Source organism: Solwaraspora sp. WMMA2101 (assembly GCF_049179175.1).
Classification (GTDB): domain Bacteria; phylum Actinomycetota; class Actinomycetes; order Mycobacteriales; family Micromonosporaceae; genus Micromonospora_E.
The window spans coordinates 5,445,713-5,461,485 of record NZ_JBMHMA010000006.1; the positions used below are offsets into that span (position 1 = coordinate 5,445,713).

The 15,773-nt window shown below is 71.3% G+C and carries 13 protein-coding genes and 1 riboswitch; of the genes, 4 read left to right on the forward strand and 9 right to left on the reverse strand.

What is annotated here, in order from left to right:
* Positions 1–87: 87 nt before the first annotated feature.
* Positions 88–1,410, forward strand: coding sequence for a hypothetical protein (locus tag ACN28F_RS25820; RefSeq protein WP_421360087.1), 1,323 nt, complete (start codon positions 88–90; stop codon positions 1,408–1,410).
* A 213-nt stretch (positions 1,411–1,623) separates the two neighbouring features.
* Here the strand turns inward: ACN28F_RS25820 and ACN28F_RS25825 are convergent, their stop codons facing one another.
* From ACN28F_RS25825 to ACN28F_RS25835, 3 genes are all read right to left on the reverse strand, one after another.
* Entirely contained in the window at positions 1,624–2,040 is a 417-nt protein-coding gene (locus ACN28F_RS25825; RefSeq protein ID WP_289210441.1) for a hypothetical protein, read from the reverse strand.
* 185 nt (positions 2,041–2,225) lie between these two features.
* On the reverse strand, positions 2,226–2,657 hold the full coding sequence (locus ACN28F_RS25830; RefSeq protein ID WP_289210442.1) for a hypothetical protein: 432 nt from the start codon (positions 2,655–2,657) through the stop codon (positions 2,226–2,228).
* 125 nt (positions 2,658–2,782) lie between these two features.
* Positions 2,783–3,181, reverse strand: a complete 399-nt coding sequence (locus ACN28F_RS25835; RefSeq protein ID WP_289210443.1) for a hypothetical protein — start codon at positions 3,179–3,181, stop codon at positions 2,783–2,785.
* Between the two features lie 490 nt (positions 3,182–3,671).
* Here ACN28F_RS25835 and ACN28F_RS25840 point away from each other — a divergent pair, with 490 nt between their 5' ends.
* On the forward strand, positions 3,672–4,031 hold the full coding sequence (locus tag ACN28F_RS25840; protein WP_289210444.1) for an STAS domain-containing protein: 360 nt from the start codon (positions 3,672–3,674) through the stop codon (positions 4,029–4,031).
* A 160-nt stretch (positions 4,032–4,191) separates the two neighbouring features.
* Entirely contained in the window at positions 4,192–5,064 is an 873-nt protein-coding gene (locus tag ACN28F_RS25845; RefSeq protein ID WP_289210445.1) for a serine/threonine-protein kinase, read from the forward strand.
* A 67-nt stretch (positions 5,065–5,131) separates the two neighbouring features.
* Here ACN28F_RS25845 and ACN28F_RS25850 read toward each other — a convergent pair whose 3' ends face one another.
* From ACN28F_RS25850 to ACN28F_RS25870, 5 genes are all read right to left on the reverse strand, one after another.
* Positions 5,132–8,089, reverse strand: coding sequence for a glycosyl hydrolase (locus ACN28F_RS25850; protein WP_421360091.1), 2,958 nt, complete (start codon positions 8,087–8,089; stop codon positions 5,132–5,134).
* 518 nt (positions 8,090–8,607) lie between these two features.
* On the reverse strand, positions 8,608–9,795 hold the full coding sequence (locus tag ACN28F_RS25855) for a coiled-coil domain-containing protein (protein ID WP_421360092.1): 1,188 nt from the start codon (positions 9,793–9,795) through the stop codon (positions 8,608–8,610).
* 6 nt (positions 9,796–9,801) lie between these two features.
* Positions 9,802–9,932: riboswitch (cyclic di-AMP (ydaO/yuaA leader) on the reverse strand.
* Positions 9,933–10,100: 168 nt separating this feature from the next.
* Positions 10,101–11,009: a cation diffusion facilitator family transporter gene (locus ACN28F_RS25860; RefSeq protein WP_289210447.1), complete on the reverse strand. Its 909-nt coding sequence runs from the start codon at positions 11,007–11,009 to the stop codon at positions 10,101–10,103.
* A gap of 119 nt (positions 11,010–11,128) precedes the next feature.
* Positions 11,129–13,261, reverse strand: a complete 2,133-nt coding sequence (locus tag ACN28F_RS25865) for a HelD family protein (RefSeq protein WP_289210448.1) — start codon at positions 13,259–13,261, stop codon at positions 11,129–11,131.
* A gap of 131 nt (positions 13,262–13,392) precedes the next feature.
* Positions 13,393–14,367 carry an alpha/beta fold hydrolase gene (locus ACN28F_RS25870; protein ID WP_289210449.1) on the reverse strand — a complete coding sequence of 325 codons (975 nt, stop codon included), beginning with the start codon at positions 14,365–14,367 and terminating at the stop codon, positions 13,393–13,395.
* 135 nt (positions 14,368–14,502) lie between these two features.
* Here ACN28F_RS25870 and ACN28F_RS25875 point away from each other — a divergent pair, with 135 nt between their 5' ends.
* The gene (locus ACN28F_RS25875) at positions 14,503–15,174 is read left to right on the forward strand and encodes a carbonic anhydrase (RefSeq protein WP_421360095.1); all 672 of its coding nucleotides are present in this window, start codon (positions 14,503–14,505) and stop codon (positions 15,172–15,174) included.
* Positions 15,175–15,305: 131 nt separating this feature from the next.
* Here the strand turns inward: ACN28F_RS25875 and ACN28F_RS25880 are convergent, their stop codons facing one another.
* Positions 15,306–15,635, reverse strand: coding sequence for a hypothetical protein (locus tag ACN28F_RS25880; RefSeq protein ID WP_289210451.1), 330 nt, complete (start codon positions 15,633–15,635; stop codon positions 15,306–15,308).
* Positions 15,636–15,773: the final 138 nt, after the last annotated feature.

The following is a 15,773-nucleotide window of genomic DNA, read 5'->3' on the forward strand; positions in this document are numbered from 1 at the left end:
TTGACCAGCACGACAGAGTACGGCTGCCTCCACCGGACGACGCCTGTCAACCGCGCCGCCCTCGACGAGAAGGAGTAGGTAAACCCCATGTACAGGTCGGCACAACGGCGCAGTTCGACCCCGCGTGGCCGAGGCCAGCGCGGCGTCAGCTCCCGGAACAAACGGCTCATCGCTGTTCTCGGCACGGTCACGGTCTTCGCGGGGATCGTCGCGGTCACCCAGGTGTCCTCGGCAAACGATCAGCTGAGGACCTCGGGCGAATGCGTCGCCCCCAGCCCGGGTTCGACCGCCGAGGGCGGCGTCACCACGACAGTCACCCGGGAGAACGGGCGCGAGGTGCGTCACCACTGGGGTGACGGTCAGACCACGATCGAGGAGTGCGAGAGCGGCAACACGGTGGTCGCCACGCCCACCATCGAGTGTCCCTCGGTAGAGGACCAGTTGCCGGAGATCCCGGCTGCGGCCCGCAACGAGGTGACCCGCAACCTGCAGCTGCTGCAGACCCAGATCGACGACGCCAACGCCGATCTGGTCAACAGGGCGGGCCAGGGCGGACCGAACTTCATCAACAACGCGATCCTTGGCCCGCTGGCCAGCAAGCGGGTCGCCACGCTGGACCGCATCGCGATCGCGATCGGCCGGGTCGCCCCGCGTCCGCGCAACCTCGAGGAGCTGGCCACCTGTCAGCTGGTCAACCGTCCGGGTAACGGCGGCGACAACAACGGGGGCAACGACGGCGGCGGCGACAACGGCAACAACGACGGCGGCGACAACGGCAACAACGACGGCGACAACGGCAACAACGACGGCGGCGACAACGGCAACAACGACGGCGACAACGGCAACAACGACGGCGGCAACAACGGCCTGGAGATTCTGGCCAACAGCTGTGAGAACAGCAACCTGGACGACCACGACGGCTTCCAGATCGGTAACCGCTGCGTCGACACCGAGATGGGTGAGGTCGGCTCGGCCGGTAACAACCCGTCGCTGCTGATCACCGAGTTCCCGCAGGAAGTCAACGTCAACGAGCCGTTCACCATCCGGGTCAGCACCCGCAACCTGATCCGGGACCGCTTCCTGCCGGCCGGTCAGGGCGGCTACTACATCGAGAGCTCGCTGCTCAACGAGCAGGGCCTGACCCGAGGCCACTTCCACACGGCCTGCCGTCTGCTGCAGTCCACCGACGTCGCGCCGGACCCGGCCCCGGTTCCGGAGTTCTTCGTGGCGACCGAGGACGGCGGCGGCGGCGCTCAGCCCGACCAGGTGACGATCCAGGTCTCGGGTATGCCGCAGGCCGGTACCGTGCAGTGCTCGGTCTGGGCCGGCGACGGCTCGCACCGGGTGCCGATGTCGGAGCGGGCCAACCAGACCCCGGCCTTCGACTCGGTCCGGATCGTGGTGAACTGATCACCCGCTACTGAGAGCATCGATCCCCCGCCCGTGACGGGCGTGGACTCCGCGGAGTCCACGCCCGTCACGGCGTTGTCGACCCTGTTCGGGGCCGGGGGCCGGCACGCGCCGCCTCGGGGGCTACGAACCGCGTCGTTGCGGCTGCGGGCGTACCGGCCCCCGGGGTCCGTCGGACCGCTGCACGGCCGGGCGGGGCGGGCTGGGCCCGGGTCAGGACACGACCGCCAGATGGAAGGAACGGTCGGCGAGCACGCCGGCACTGGTGAAGGTCTGGACGAACACCCCGTTCGGGATGCCGGCCCGGCCGACGACGGTGATCTCACCCGGAGCGGACGCGCCGGAACTGCCGGGCAGGCCGATCGTGCCGATGTAGGCCGAACCTGTCAGGTCGTGGCTGAAGACCACCTGGTACGTGCCAGCGGCCAGGCGAGTGGCGGAGACCACCCCGAACCCGCGGACCAGGCCGCCGCTGGCGTTGACGACGGCGAAGAAGGTCTGCGCCGTCGGTGGCATGCCGGCGCCGGTGGCGGGGACGAGCGCGATGCTGGCGCGCTCGCGGTCGGTCTTGGTGGTCGGTGGTTGTTCGGTGACGGCGGTGCCCTGTTCCGCGCTGATGGACTCGGACATGGTGCCTCCTCCGGGTACGGCGCGTCTTGGCGTGGTCGTGACGCGCCGGGGGTGATGGACCGTCGTCCCGTGGGGCCCCATCAGATAGCGACGTAACTCAAAGTGTATGCGAAAACTCGGAGAGTAATCGACGGCCGTGATGTCCAATCGAGGACAACGGGGAGAGGCCGGCCCGGTCTCGGGCGTCAGGGCTGCTGGTCGGGTGCGCCGAGACGTCGCTCGAGCAGGACCGCGAGGGGGATCGACTCACCGTCGCGCCCGCCGGCCCCGATCACCAGACGGGGGCGCATCGGCGCGATCCGGACTCCGGTGAGCCGTGCCCGCAGGCTCGCCGGGACCGCCAGCAGGTAGAGATTGCCGTCGGTGCCGACGGCCAGCGACCGGTCGGACTTGAGGTACCAGCCGGACAGTCCGGTCCGGTAGCGTCCCCAGCCGCGGTGTGGTCGGGCGGTCAGCGGCTGCGGTGTCAGGCCCCGGTCCCGGGCGGCGGCCACGAAGTCGGCGACCTGGGCGGCGGCCTGTCGTTGTTCGGCGGTGCCGCGCTGGTGCTGGTCGGCGGCGTGGGCGGCGATGGCCTGCTGCCGCTGCCGTGCCCAGTCCTGCTCGTCCTGTCCCACCTGGTCACCTTACGTGCCGCCGGGTCGACCCGTCGGCCGGTGCCGGTGTGGTCGGCGCAGACGGCGGTACGGGTGGCACCGACCTCGGTACCACCCGTGCGACCGTGCGACCGTGCGTGGCGCGTTCAGCGTCGCAGTGTGCCGGTTGGTTCGTCCACGTCGACGAACTCGATCCGGGTGTCGTCGCCGAGGCCGTCGCGGGGACGCATCACCGATCGGGTCATTGCCCCGGCGAGCCAGCCGAGGGCAACGCCGGCTGCGGCCGCGCCGGCGATCCACGCCCAGGGCGTCGGTGGACGTCGACGACCGGCGAGCGCGTCGACGGCGGCCATCGCCCGGTGCCGGGCCTCCTCGGTGGCCGGCCCCATCCGGTGGCCGGCACCGTTGGCCAGATGTGAGGTGCGCCGACCGGCCAGCCGGGCGGCGTCTCCGGCGGAGCCGACCGCCGAGACCAGTTGAGCCCATGCCTGGTCGGTCATCCGTTGCGGCTTGCGGCGGCGCTCCATCAGGTGGGTCGCGAACATGCTGCTACCTCCTTCAGCGCCGTGACGACCGGACGGTGCCGGACCGGCGCGGCGCGCTGCGATGTCTTCTCGTGCCCAGCGGCCAGCCTGGGCAAACGTGCCGGGCGTGCGGCGTTCGTCGGTCGGATCACCGACCGCCGGCCGCCCCGGTCGGTCGCAGCCGTTGGCTGTCGTACCGGGCGGCTAAGGTAGAGGCGACAGTCGGTCATGCGTCACCACCCGGCGATGTGTCGCTACCCGGGCTTCCTGACCTGGGATTCCTGTCGGGCTGGCGGGCGGCGGGGGCCAGGAGATGCCTGCAGGCGGTACGCGTTGCATAGCTCACTGTGTCGGGCGCTATGATGCGGAATGTCATGCTGTGTGTGGTTGTTATGCCCGTCGGATGCGGATCCGGCCGGCCGAAGGCTGGCGGCGACCCGCGCTGGGGAATACGCTCGGTCCCGGCCCGCGTACTGACGAGACGCCCTGGTGGGCGAGTGGAGGTGCTCGCGTGAGCCTGTCGGTTGTGACATCGACCCTGCCCGGTGGAATTGTGGAGATCGCGCCGCAAGGTGAGATCGACGTAGATACGGCACACGAGGTGCGCGAGGCGGTCCAGGCCGTGTTGACCAAGGGCCGGCCCAGCCGGATTCAGCTCAACATGCGTCTGGTGACCTTCATCGACTCGGTCGGCATCAGCGCCATGGTCGCCGGCTTCCAGGCCGCCGAGGTCAGCGGCATCAAGCTCGTGGTCACCGAGCCGAGCCGGTTCGTGCACCGGCAGCTGTGGGTGACCGGCCTGCTCGGGCTCTTCGGCGCTCCCGAGCCGTACGTCGGTGACGCGGCCGAGCGCGAGGTGCCACTGCGCTGACGTCCGAGGACACGCCGGCCGTCGGCACAAAAGGCGGCTGCAACCTGCTTCCGCGACCCGGCCTGCAGCCGGCCACGTTAGCGCCCGGTTAACACTCGACCGCAATGCTTGTCGGGTTATCGATCTTGCTGGAAAATAGTCGCTCGTGACATGGTTGCGGGTGGGTACCACTATTCTCCGGCGCTATGTCCTGCTTTATCCGATCGGACGCGGCGGTGTCTCGGTCGTCTACCGCGCGATCGACATCGAGAACGCCCGTCCCATCGCCGTCAAGCTGCTGGCCCCGGCTGTCCGGGGCGATCGTCGTGCCCACGCCGACATCCGCCGGGAGGCAATGATCGCCGACCGGTTGCGGCACCCGAGCGTGCCCCGGGTGTACGACGTCGGCGAGATGCCGCTCGGTGGTGGCGGCACCGCCTCGTACGTCGCGATGGAACTGCTCACCGGCTGGGTGCTGACCGCCCGCCTGCGCGACGGCCCGATGCCGTGGTCCGATGCCGTGCGGATCGCCGCCACCGCCGCCGACGTGCTGGCCGTGGCGCACCGTCGGGGCGTGGTACACCGCGATCTCACCCCCAGCAACGTGATGCTGACGGATGCCGGGGCGAAGATCATCGACTTCGGGCTGGCAACGGTCGCGGACCGGCCAGCGCGTGGTCCGGGCCACCGTACCGGGTGGACCTCCGGACCGCGTCGGCCCGACCTGCCCGTGCACCCGGTCGGCGGACCCGGCCGGCCGAGCGACGACGTGTACGCGCTGGGCGTGCTGCTCTACCAGATGGTCACCGGCAGCTCGCCCTACCCGGCGGCCCGCCCGGGCCGGTCGGCGGCCGACGTACGGTTCAGTGCATTGGCCCCGACCCCCGTACTGAACGTCACCGGGATGCCGCGCGCCGTCGCAGAACTGTGTCGGGCGTTGATGGCCAAACGGGCTGACACCAGACCGAGCAGCAGCGAAGCGGCCTTCGCGCTGTGGGAGCTGCTGGACCGCCCGGCCGTCGAGTCCGTGCTGGCCGGCAGGTCCTCCCACTGACACACTCCCGGCGGGTCGCTGCCCCGGGCGGTGGTCCGCCCGGGGCAGCGGCATCTCATGGGTCCGCTCAGCCGAGCTGGAACGGCACCCGTACGGTCGACTGACCGGCGGCCGCCGTGGCGGCATCCACCCGTACCGTCGTCGCGGCGTTGCCGATCGCGTTCCACAACTCCAGTCGGACGCAGCCGTTGCTCATCGCCCGGAAGTCACCCGAGGCCGACCGCAGGCCGGCGCTGTTGCGGTACGTCTCGGTGCCGGGCACCGGGTCGGTGGCGAAGTAGTGGTAGGTCTCCGTACGGCTGTAGGCGCCTGAGCCGGTGAAGTCGTACGACACCCGGGCCTGGATACCCGCGCCGACCGCGGTGCCCGCGTCCACCTGCAGGGCGAACGTGGTGCCGGCCGACCGGTACGCACCGGCCAACCCGCAGGCCCGGAAGGTGACCGGGTTGTGCGGCGTACCGTCGTGGTTCGCTCCGCCCGCCGACGGCACCGTCACCGTCGTCGCGGCCGTCCCGGCGGTGTTGCTCAGCACCCCGGCGGACCGCAGGTGGAACAGGTCCGAGGTGACCGGCGGGGTGGTCGGACCCGGCGTGGGCGAGGCCGGTGGGGTGGGGGACAGGCTCGGCGACGGGTTCGGGGTGGCCGGGGCACCGGTGGCGTTGCCGCCGCTCCAGGTGTGCGCCCCGCTGGTGGCGGTCCGCCCGGCCGGCACGGTCAGTCGGGTGCCGTCGGAGAAGGTGACCGTGACCGGTGCGGCGGTGATGTTGCTCGCGACGTAGGTGCGGGCACCGTTGCGGTTGAACACCGCGTACAGCGGGGTGTTCGCGGTGACGCCGGTGTCGACGCGGCCCAACGCGGCCAGGTTGCGCACCCAGTGGAACGTGTGCGCCCGGCTTTCGCCCTCCTCGACCGGGTAGTTGGGGTTGGCCCGCAGGCTGGTCAGGGCGGCGTCAGCGTTGCCGAGCGCCTGGAACGACCAGAGGATGTCCTGCCAGACCGTCGGCGGACCCCCGTTGTTGCTGACCAGCGCGTTCCAGTTGGTGGCGATGTAGTCCGGCCGGTAGCCGAGGTAGAGCGAGCCACCGGTGATCGGCAGCATGTTGATGCCCTGGATCATCTCCGGTTCGGCGCTGAACCAGGTGGCGTACGCACCACCGTCGCCCCAGACCATGCCGACCGACCGGTGCCCGAAGTTGGCCGGGAAGTTGGTGTCCGAGGAGTCGAACCAGTACTCCTGGATGGCCGCCGACTGGGTGGTGTAGATGTACAGCCCGGCGTCGCGGATCGCGGTGTTGCCGGTGGCCAGACCCCACTGGATCAGGGCGTTGGCGAAGTTCATCCCCTCCGACGAGGATTCCTGGTTGTTGCCGGCGAAGAACGCGCCGTGCCCGGCCGCCCAGTCGTGCCCGGCGTAGATGTCGAAGTCACGCAGGAACGGGAACATCGGGTCGTTGCGGTCCCAGCTGTTCGCGTCGCGAATCAGCAGGTTGACCATGCCGCCGTACTGGCTGGTCGACGCCCATGTCGGGTCGAACTTGGCCAGCGTCGCGGCGGCGGCGATGTAGTAGCCGTAGTGGAAGTGGTGGTCGTTGAGGTCGGTGTCGGAGCCGTACGAGGCGGGGTAGCCGACCAGGGTGCCCCACGCCTGGTCGTAGAAGAACACCCGCTCGGCCTTGCCGGGGCTGGCGGTGAACCAGTCGGTCAGCCGGGTCCGGATCGCGGCGAGCAGGTGGTCGCGTTGCGCGGTCCGGCCGAGCTGGTCGGCGATCTCGGCCAGGCGGGCGGCCCGGCCGAGCGCCTTGCCGGTCCAGTAGGTGTCGTTGTTGAACCCGGCGAACGGGTCTCCGGAGGCGGCCTGGTCGAGGTGGGCGGTGAGGGTCGCGAGGTCGGCGCCGGTGCTGGTGGCCACCGCCGGCACCTCCGGCAGTACGCCGTGGAAGCGCATCGCGGTCCGGAACGACGTCGCGCCGACCAGGTTGCGCATCGGGCCCCGGGCCGACACGTAGGTCTCCGCGATCGGGCTGCCGCCGTCGAGGTGCTTCCACTGGTGCGGGTAGAGCGAGACGACCGTGCCGGTGGCGGAGCCCTCACGGGCCGTGGTGGTGAAGCTGTAGGTGGCGTCGACCGTGCTGCTGGCCTGGTCGTAGCTCCAGCTGACCCGGGTGCCGGTGACGTGGGCGTGGGCGTACTGGCCGTAGCTGTCCATCAGCGCGGTGCGCCGGGCGGCGCTGGTGCCGGTCGAGGTGGGCAGCAGCGCCACCGAGAAGTAGCCACGGCCGGCCAGGGTGGAGCTGATCGTGGTCCCGGAGACGGTCCAGGTCGCGCCGCTGGGGGCGTAGGCGACGTAGTCGTGGCCGCGCATCAAGAATCCGACGCGGGTGCCGCTGTGGTGCCAGACCGTCGGTGTGCCGGGGAACGACAGTTGTGCGTTTCCGCCGGTGACCTGGGCGTACACGAACGGCAGGCCGTGGCCGACGGTGGTGCGCAGGGTGCGGGTGCCGTCGGACCAGTACGGACTGACGGTCCAGTCGGTCCAGCCGTCGACCTTGACGTCCGGGGCGTTGAGTCCGGCGACGCCGAGGGTGAACTCCCGGGTGTACGGGTAGTGGTACTCGCCGACGCCGGTCGACGTGCCGGAGATCGCCGCCTCGGTGGTGTACGAGACCCCGAGCCCACCGGAGGCCGGCTGGAACGACATCGGGTGGGCGTGCAGCGGATCGGAGTACGCGCAGTTGTAGCGCTTGAACAGCAGCGACGACCACCAGTCGTTGGTGGGTACCGCACCGGTAGGCGCGTTGCCGGTCACGTACTGCCGGGGGTTGGCGGAGATGTTGCCGCAGGCGGTCGGGGCGGCGGCACCGGCCGGGCGGGTGGTGGTGTAGCTGCCGGCGCCGACGGTGGCGGCGTCGGCGGTGCGCAGCACGCCGAAGTTCAGTCCGGCGGCTGCCAGCGCCGTCACGGTGGTGGCTGCCAGGATCCGGCGCGGCGTGCGGCTTCGGCGCCCGCCTCGGATCGACAGTGTCATGGTGCCTCCGGTCAGATCGGGCGTAGTCCAAGATCACAAACTGTTTCACGCCCATTAATGAATTATTGCCAGGAGGTCACCAGAGACCTGGCCCTGCTGTCAATATCCGGACATGAACTTTCGTGAATCAGGTAGGCGTCGGCTGTTCCGGTTGACAGCCGCACGGGTTGCTCGTTACCTTCGTGAGAGCGCTCTCACAGCCTCCTTGGCTCCGACAACACGGGGTAGGGTCGGGGTGACGGTGAGCTGAAAGAGCGCTCTCACTGATTGTCCGGTGTCGTTGCCGGCCGGAACGCCGGTCGGCGTCGGCGCTTTTCGCAATCAGTCCATTCGTTATCAGTCCATTCGTTGTGCCCGCATACCGCCGATGCCATTTGCCGACCATTGGGTCGCGGATCGAGTCGGCGCATCGCGCGGGCTGAGTCGGCAGGTCGGCCGGGCCGAGCCGGCGCATCGCGCGGGCCGGGACACGACGACGGCGGCCACCGTTCGGTGACCGCCGTCGTTCGGGGGAGGAATCAGTACACGGACAGGTGAACGTGGTTGGTGTGGTCGCTCGACGGGTCGCCGCCGGCACCGCTGTACGCCTTCCAGCCACTGCTGGGCAGCCAGATCCGCTTGAACCAGATCACGTAGAGCACGCCGAGCCGGTCGGCGTTGGCGATGTAGTAGTTGGCCAGGTTGTCGCCGTAGGTCTTGTCCCCGCCGCTGGCGACCCCGCCGAAGCCGTTGGGCTGGGCGGCGAAGTCGCACGCCCGGCCCTTCGGGTGCTCACCCGAGCCGCCGTTGCGGAAGCAGGAGACATAGCGGGTGAAGCCGGCGGCCTTGGCCTGGTTGAGCGCGTGCAACGTACGCGGGGTGATGCAGCCGGAGGTGGTCGGGTCGTCGACGTTGCAGGACTCGCTCGGCCAGGAGCCGTTCGCGTTGCGAGGTGCCGGCGTCGCCGACGCGCTGGCCGACCCGGAGCCCGACGATCCGGAGCCCGACGATCCGGAGCCCGACGATCCGGAGCCCGACGATCCGGAGCCCGACGATCCGGATCCGGAGCTGTTCGCCGCTTCGCGTTCGGCCTGCTCACGGGCCTGCTCCTCAGCGGCGACGGCCACCGCGAGGGCCCGTTCGGCCTGCTTCTTGCGCTGATCCATGATGGTCAGCTGCTTGCGCTGCTCGCGGATCTCGTTCTCGATGGCCGCCTTCGACCGGGTCACCTGGTCGCGGGTGCGGTACAGCTCGCGCAGCTGCTTCTCCTCGTTGGCGGTCACCGCGCTCAACGCGGCGGCGCGGTCGAGGAAGCCTTCCGGCGAGGTGCTGTTCAGCAGCGCAGAGACCGGACCGAGCCGGCCGTTGCGGTACGCACGGTCGACGAGCTGACCGACGTTGGTGTTGCGGACCTCGAGTTCGGTCTCGACCTCGGCCAGCCGTGCGGTGAGCTGCTTCTGCCGCTTGCCGGAGTTGTCGAGCGCGGCCTTGGCGTCGATCCAGCCGCGCGAGGCCGCGTCGAGCTCCTTGCGCAGACTCGGGGTGCCGCCTTCGTCGTCGGAGCCGGCGGGAGCGTAGGCGGGTAGCGCGGCACCGGCCGGCACCGGGGCACCGACCGGCGCTCCGGTGACGGCGATCAGGATCGCGGCCAGCGGCACCAGGCGGGCAAAGCGGTTCTTCCGCCCCGGCGTCGCGCGCCGGGGTCGTTCGGGGAGCGGGTACGTCACCGTGCAGGTTCCTTCCGTCAGCCGCCGACCGGGTTAGCTGACGGGTTCGGGACGGAAGATCCCTACCGCTGACGCGGATGCACCCCAGGAACGTGGTTCCCCGGCTCGCCGTACAGGCGATTAGGCGACGGCCTTCGCGGGCGCCGGAGGGGCGCCGCCCGGACGAAGACCGAGGCCGAGGCTACCGGTCCGGTCGCCATCTGTCGCGAGATCGATGAACATATTATGTCTAGATAAATCGGAAATAAAGGTATATCGCCGTTGTTTGCGTCGCGGGAAGGTCACGAAACTTAAGCGTCCGCTAATCACCAGTCCGTCGGTCCGCAGGGGTCCGCAGGCGACAATGGCTCGACTTGCAGCGTTGCGTGATCGATTCCGAACTCTTCGTGCAGGGCCCGCCGGGCGTCGCGCAGCACCCCGCCGACCTCGGCACCGGCCACGGTGGCCAGATGCGCCGAGACCACCTCCATCCCCTGGGTGAGGGTCCACACGTGCAGGTCGTGCACGTCGCACACGCCCGGCACGGCGGCCAGGCGGGCCCTGACCCGGGGCACGTCGACGTGCTCCGGCGCGGCCTGGACCAGCACCCGCACCGCGGAGCGGGCCAGCCGCCAGGTCCGGGGCAGGATCAGCGCCCCGACGGCGACGGCGACCACCGGGTCGGCGTACCACCAGCCGGTGGTGGCGATCACCAGGGCCGCCACGATCACCCCGACCGAGCCGAGCAGATCGCCGAGCACCTCCAGATAGGCGCCCCGGACGTTGAGGCTCTCCTTGGCGCCGGCGCGCAGCAGCCCGAACGCGACCAGGTTGGCGACCAGGCCCGCCACCGCCACCGCCAGCATCGGGCCGGCGGGCACCGGCTCCGGGTCGGCGAACCGGCGGACCGCCTCGACCATGACGTAGCCGGCGACCCCGGCGAGTAGCGCCGCGTTCGCCAGGGCGGCGAGCACCTCGAGCCGGTAGAGGCCGAAGGTGCGCTGCGGATCGTCGGACGCGCGACGGCCGGCGGCGATCGCGGCCAGCGCCATGCCGATGCCGAGAACGTCGGTGAACATGTGCCCGGCGTCGGAGAGCAGCGCCAGGGAGCCGGTGAGCAGCGCGGCCACCGCCTCGACGACCATGAAGACCGCCAGCAGGACGAACGCGATCCACAGCCGCCCGTAGTGTCGCTGCCCGGCGGTGCCCGCTCCGTGATCGTGTCCCGCGCCCATCCCGGTCACCTTCCGTCGCCCGGTGCCCCGACCGAAGACTAATGCCCACATAGCGATATGTGCAACAGATGACCGGGCGGCGCCCACCACCCCCGCCGGGAGCCGCCGGAGCAGGCCCGTCAGCCGCCGCCCGGCACCGGATCGACGGTCACCAACCGTTGGGTCGCCCGGGACAGCGCCACGTACAACGTCCGTACGCCCGCTGCCGACTCGGCACGGATCTCCGCTCCCGCGACCAGCACCACGCCGTCGTACTCCATGCCCTTGGCCTGCAGACTCGACACGACCTGCAGACGTGGGTCGGTCAGCTCGGTGGCCAGCCAGCCGGCGACCTCGTCGCGTCGGGCCACCGCGGCGATCACCCCCACCGTCCCCTCCACCTCGGCGAGCAGCGCGGTGGCCGCCCGGCGGACCGCCGCCGGCAGTGCGGCGACGTCGACCTGCTCGCGGCGCGGCGGCACCCCGGTCGAGCGCACCGCCGTCGGCAGCACGGCGTCCGGGGCGACGGTACGGATCACCTCCGCCGCCAGCTCGAAGATCTCCGCCGGGTTGCGGTAGTTGGTGGTCAACTGGAACTCCTGCCGGGGCCGACGACCCAACGCCCGGTCGCGGGCCTGAGCCAGCTCGCCGGGATCCCCGGTCCACGCCGTCTGCGCCGGATCCCCGACCACCGTCCACGACGCGAGCCGCCCCCGACGGCCGATCATCCGCCACTGCATCGGCGAGATGTCCTGTGCCTCGTCGACCACCACGTGGGCGTACTCCCGGTAGTCCACCGGCCGTTCCCGCGCCGCCGCCCGCGCGGCCCGTTCCCGGTCGACGAAGGTCGTCACCTCTCGTACCCCACCGGCGAGCCGGAACGGATCCTGCTGGCGGCGCTTGGGCTGCGGCGGTCGACCGAGCAGCTCGGCCAACTCGTCGAGCAGCGCGACGTCGGCGATCGTCGGACCCTGCTCGGCCAGGTCCCGCAACGACTCCCCGAGCAACCTGATCTCCGCCGGTTCGAGGATCCCCTGCGCGTAGCGGCGCAGCCGTTCCGGCCGGGCCAGCCAGGCCAGCACGTGCCGGGGCAGCAGCCGTGGCCACCAGGCCTTGATGAAGTCCCGGAAATCGTCCCGATCGGACAGCTCGTCTTCGAACTCGGCCTGACCCGGCAGCCGGGACGCCGCCACGAGCCGGCGGGCCTGTGCCCACAGCGCGTCGAAGAGTCCGTCGATGCCGGCCCGGCGGACCTCGTTGCGGCGGGCACCCCGGGGCAGCGCCCGCGCCCGGATCCCGTTCAGTTCGGCCTCGCGCAATCGCAGCAGCTGCCCCCGGTAGAGCAGCCGCAGCTCGGTCGGCCCGTCCGGTACGGCGTCGCGGACCGCCCGCTCCAGCACCCGCCGCATCCGCAGCGACCCCTTCACCACGGCCACCGCCGCCGGATCGGTCCGGGTCGCCGACACGTGCGGCACCAGCGAACCCAACGACCGCAACGTGGCGCTCTCCTCCCCGAGCGCGGGCAGGACGGCGGCGATGTACTCGACGAACACCGCTGTCGGCCCGACCACCAGGATGCCGCCGCCGGCGAACCGGCTCCGGTCGGCATACAGCAGGTACGCCGCCCGGTGCAGCGCGACTGCGGTCTTGCCGGTGCCGGGCCCGCCGGAGACCACCGTCACCCCCGACGCGGGTGACCGGATCGCCTGGTCTTGCTCCTGCTGGATGGTGGCCACGATGTCGCGCATCCCGCGGCCCTTGGCCCGAGCCAGGGTGGCCAGCAGTGCCCCGTCACCGACCACCCGCATCCCCGCCGGTGCCGATCCGGGGTCGAGCAGGTCGTCCGACACCCCGGTGACCCGTTCCCCCCGGGACGAGATGGTGCGCCGACGCACCACCCCCTGTGGGCGGGCCGGGGTCGCCCGGTAGAACGCCGCCGCCGCCGGCGCCCGCCAGTCGATCAGCAGCGGCTCGGCCCGCTCACCGCGGATCCCGAGCCGGCCCACGTGCAGCACGGTCCCTTCGCGCAGGTCCAGCCGGCCGAAGACCAGTCCTTCGTGTTCGGCGTCGAGCAGGTGCCGCCGTCGGGCCGCGTGGAACACCATCGCGTCGCGCTCGACCAGGGCGCCGACGTTGCCGACGCCGGCCAGCCGGTAGCCGTCGCGCTCGGCGCGCACCGCGTCGGAGCGCATCTGCGCCAACCGGGCGTACACCCGGTCGACGTGCCGTTGCTCGACGGCGATCTCCTGGTCCAGCGTGGTGGCGTCGGTCAACGCAGTGGCTCCTGAACGGGGGCGGTCCGTCCGGTGTCCGGCGGACCGTCAGCGGTACGGTCACGACTGCGGGACGCGGCGGGCACGGGTGCTCCCCGTGACGTCCGGCCGACCCCGGCAGCCTTACGACGTTACCGTCCGCGCGCCACCTCGGTGCCGTGTAGGGCACCGGCCGGCTCGTCGGCCCGCGTCGACCCGCTCCCGACGCCGACCCGGTCGAGGACGCCCCGTACGGCCGCGGTGATCTCGTCCGGCCGTTCCATCATCAACATGTGTCCGCCGCCGGGGCACACTGTCAGATCGGTGTCGGTCAGCGCCTCGGCGATGGACTCGGCACAGACCGGAGGGGTCAACCGGTCGCGGTCGCCGACCAGCACCGCCGCCGGCAGGTCGCCGATCGCCGCCAGGGTGGACAGCCGCTGCTGGGCGCCGATCGACGTCCGGTAGCCGCCGATCGCCCGCAGCGTGGCCCGGCTCACCGCCGTCGTGGTCAGCGCCAGGTCCTGCGGATCGCAGGAGTCGCCGAACAGCAGCCACCGCAGCGTCGGACGCAGCGGACGCAGCAGGTCCTGGTGCGGTCGCCAGGTGCCGCACCGGGCGAGCACGCCCGCGCCGGCCAGCTCGCAGATCCGCACCAGCCGGGCGACCGGCGGAGCCAGTCCGTAGACCGTGTGGGTGTGTCCCTGCGCGGTGGTGGCCACGAACACCAGCCCGGCCACCCGGTCGGCGAACTCCTGCGGGTGCCGGTGCGCGTACTCCATGATCGCCATGCCGCCCATCGAGTGCCCGGCCAGGACCACCGGGCCGGTGCCACCGACCTGGCGGACCACCTCGGCCAGGTCGTCACCGAGGCGTTCCAGGGTCATCGTGGCCAGACAGGTGGACGTCGACCGACCGTGGCCACGGGCGTCGTAGGCCACCACCCGTACGCCGGGGTGCCCGGCCAGCGCGGCCGCCTGCCGGTGCCAGGTGTGCAGGTCGAGGGTCCAGCCGTGCAGCAGGACCACCGTCAGCGCGGCGTCCGCCGGACCGGAGACCTCGCCGTGCAGCACCGCCGCGTCCGGCAGCCGTACGGCGACCTCCCGCCGTCTGTCAACGTCGGTCACACCCACCTCCGCCGGTCGTCCGTGCCTGCGTACCGCATCGACCGACGTACCCCGGCGGGCCCGGTGCCGAACCGCCACCGTGAGAAGATTCGCAACATCCTTCCCGACCGGCCGGTAGCACGCCAGGCTGCAACCATGTCGCCACCGCCACCGCCACCGCCACCTCAGCCGCCGCAGTCGCGGACACCGCGCCCGAACGGCCCACCGCCGCCGGATCACCCCGGACCGGCCGAGGCACTGGCCGAACTGCTCGCCGGGAACCGGCGGTTCGTCACCGGGCAGCCCCGGCACGGCCACGACATCTCCGCCGCCGCGGCCAGCGCCGCGCTCGGCGAGCAGCATCCGATCGCCTTCGTGCTGGGCTGCATCGACTCGCGGGTGCCGTTGGAGGCGATCTTCGACCAGACCTTCGGCTCGATCTGTGTCGGCCGGTCCGGTGCCCAGGTGCTGGATCAGGCGATCATCGGCTCGATCGAGTTCGCGGTCGGTGCGCTCGGCGTGCCGCTGGTGGTCGTCCTCGGACACGAACGCTGTGGCGCGGTGGCCTCGACGATCGCTGCCGAACGCTCGGGCACCCGACCGTCCGGCAGCGTCGGCTACCTGGTCGAGCAGATCGCCCCGGCGGTGGCCCAGGTCGGCCTGGACGATCCGAACGTGCAACCGCTCGCGGTCCGGGCCCACGTGCAGCGGACCGTACGGGCGTTGCGGGAGGTGCCGGCGCTCGCGGCGGCCCTGGCCGCCGGGCGGATCGACGTGGCTGGCGGCGTCTACGACCTGGGCAACGGACAGGTGGAGATCCTCGACTGAGGGCGGCGCTCGTCGTCGGGACGGCAGCAGAGTCGGGACGGCAGCAGATACGCGACGGCCCCGCCGGGAAACATCCCGGCGGGGCCGTCGTCAGTTCGTCCGCCCGGGCGCGGTGGCCCGGGGCGGGCACGTCAGGCCTCGAAGACCCCGGCCTCGACGAGCCGCTTCTCGGTCAGCTCCCAGCCGTGCTCCGGGTGGGTGCTGGCCAGCGCGTTGAGCTCGGCGCGGATCTTCGCGGCGTGCCCGGCACCGGCCAGCGACCGGATCTCCTCGACGAAGGCCGCCGAGTCGGTACGCAGGTGGGCGGTCTTGCCCGTCGTCAGGTTACGTACGTAGGCGTGCTTGCCGCTGTTGAGCGGGATCAGGTACTTGAACTCGCCGAGGACGCTCAGGGCACCACCCTGACCGGCCTGGCCGGCGCGGACTGACGCGCGCGCGGTCTTGGAGGTGTTGCTCGCCACGGGGGGACTCCCTTGTAGGACTGACGGATACGGACAATTGAGCCGAACTGCCTGATCTTGGTGCAAACTGCTCGATCTGGAGCGGACTGCCTGGTGCGGATGCGAACAGAAGCCCGGCACGCCGACAGACGCCAGGTC

Coding starts and splice junctions, on each gene's coding strand:
- ACN28F_RS25820 (WP_421360087.1), top strand. CDS start 88: ATGTACAGGTCGGCACAACGGCGCAGTTCGACCCCGCGTGGCCGAGGC.
- ACN28F_RS25825 (WP_289210441.1), bottom strand. CDS start 2,040: ATGTCCGAGTCCATCAGCGCGGAACAGGGCACCGCCGTCACCGAACAA.
- ACN28F_RS25835 (WP_289210443.1), bottom strand. CDS start 3,181: ATGTTCGCGACCCACCTGATGGAGCGCCGCCGCAAGCCGCAACGGATG.
- ACN28F_RS25850 (WP_421360091.1), bottom strand. CDS start 8,089: ATGACACTGTCGATCCGAGGCGGGCGCCGAAGCCGCACGCCGCGCCGG.
- ACN28F_RS25860 (WP_289210447.1), bottom strand. CDS start 11,009: ATGGGCGCGGGACACGATCACGGAGCGGGCACCGCCGGGCAGCGACAC.
- ACN28F_RS25875 (WP_421360095.1), top strand. CDS start 14,503: ATGTCGCCACCGCCACCGCCACCGCCACCTCAGCCGCCGCAGTCGCGG.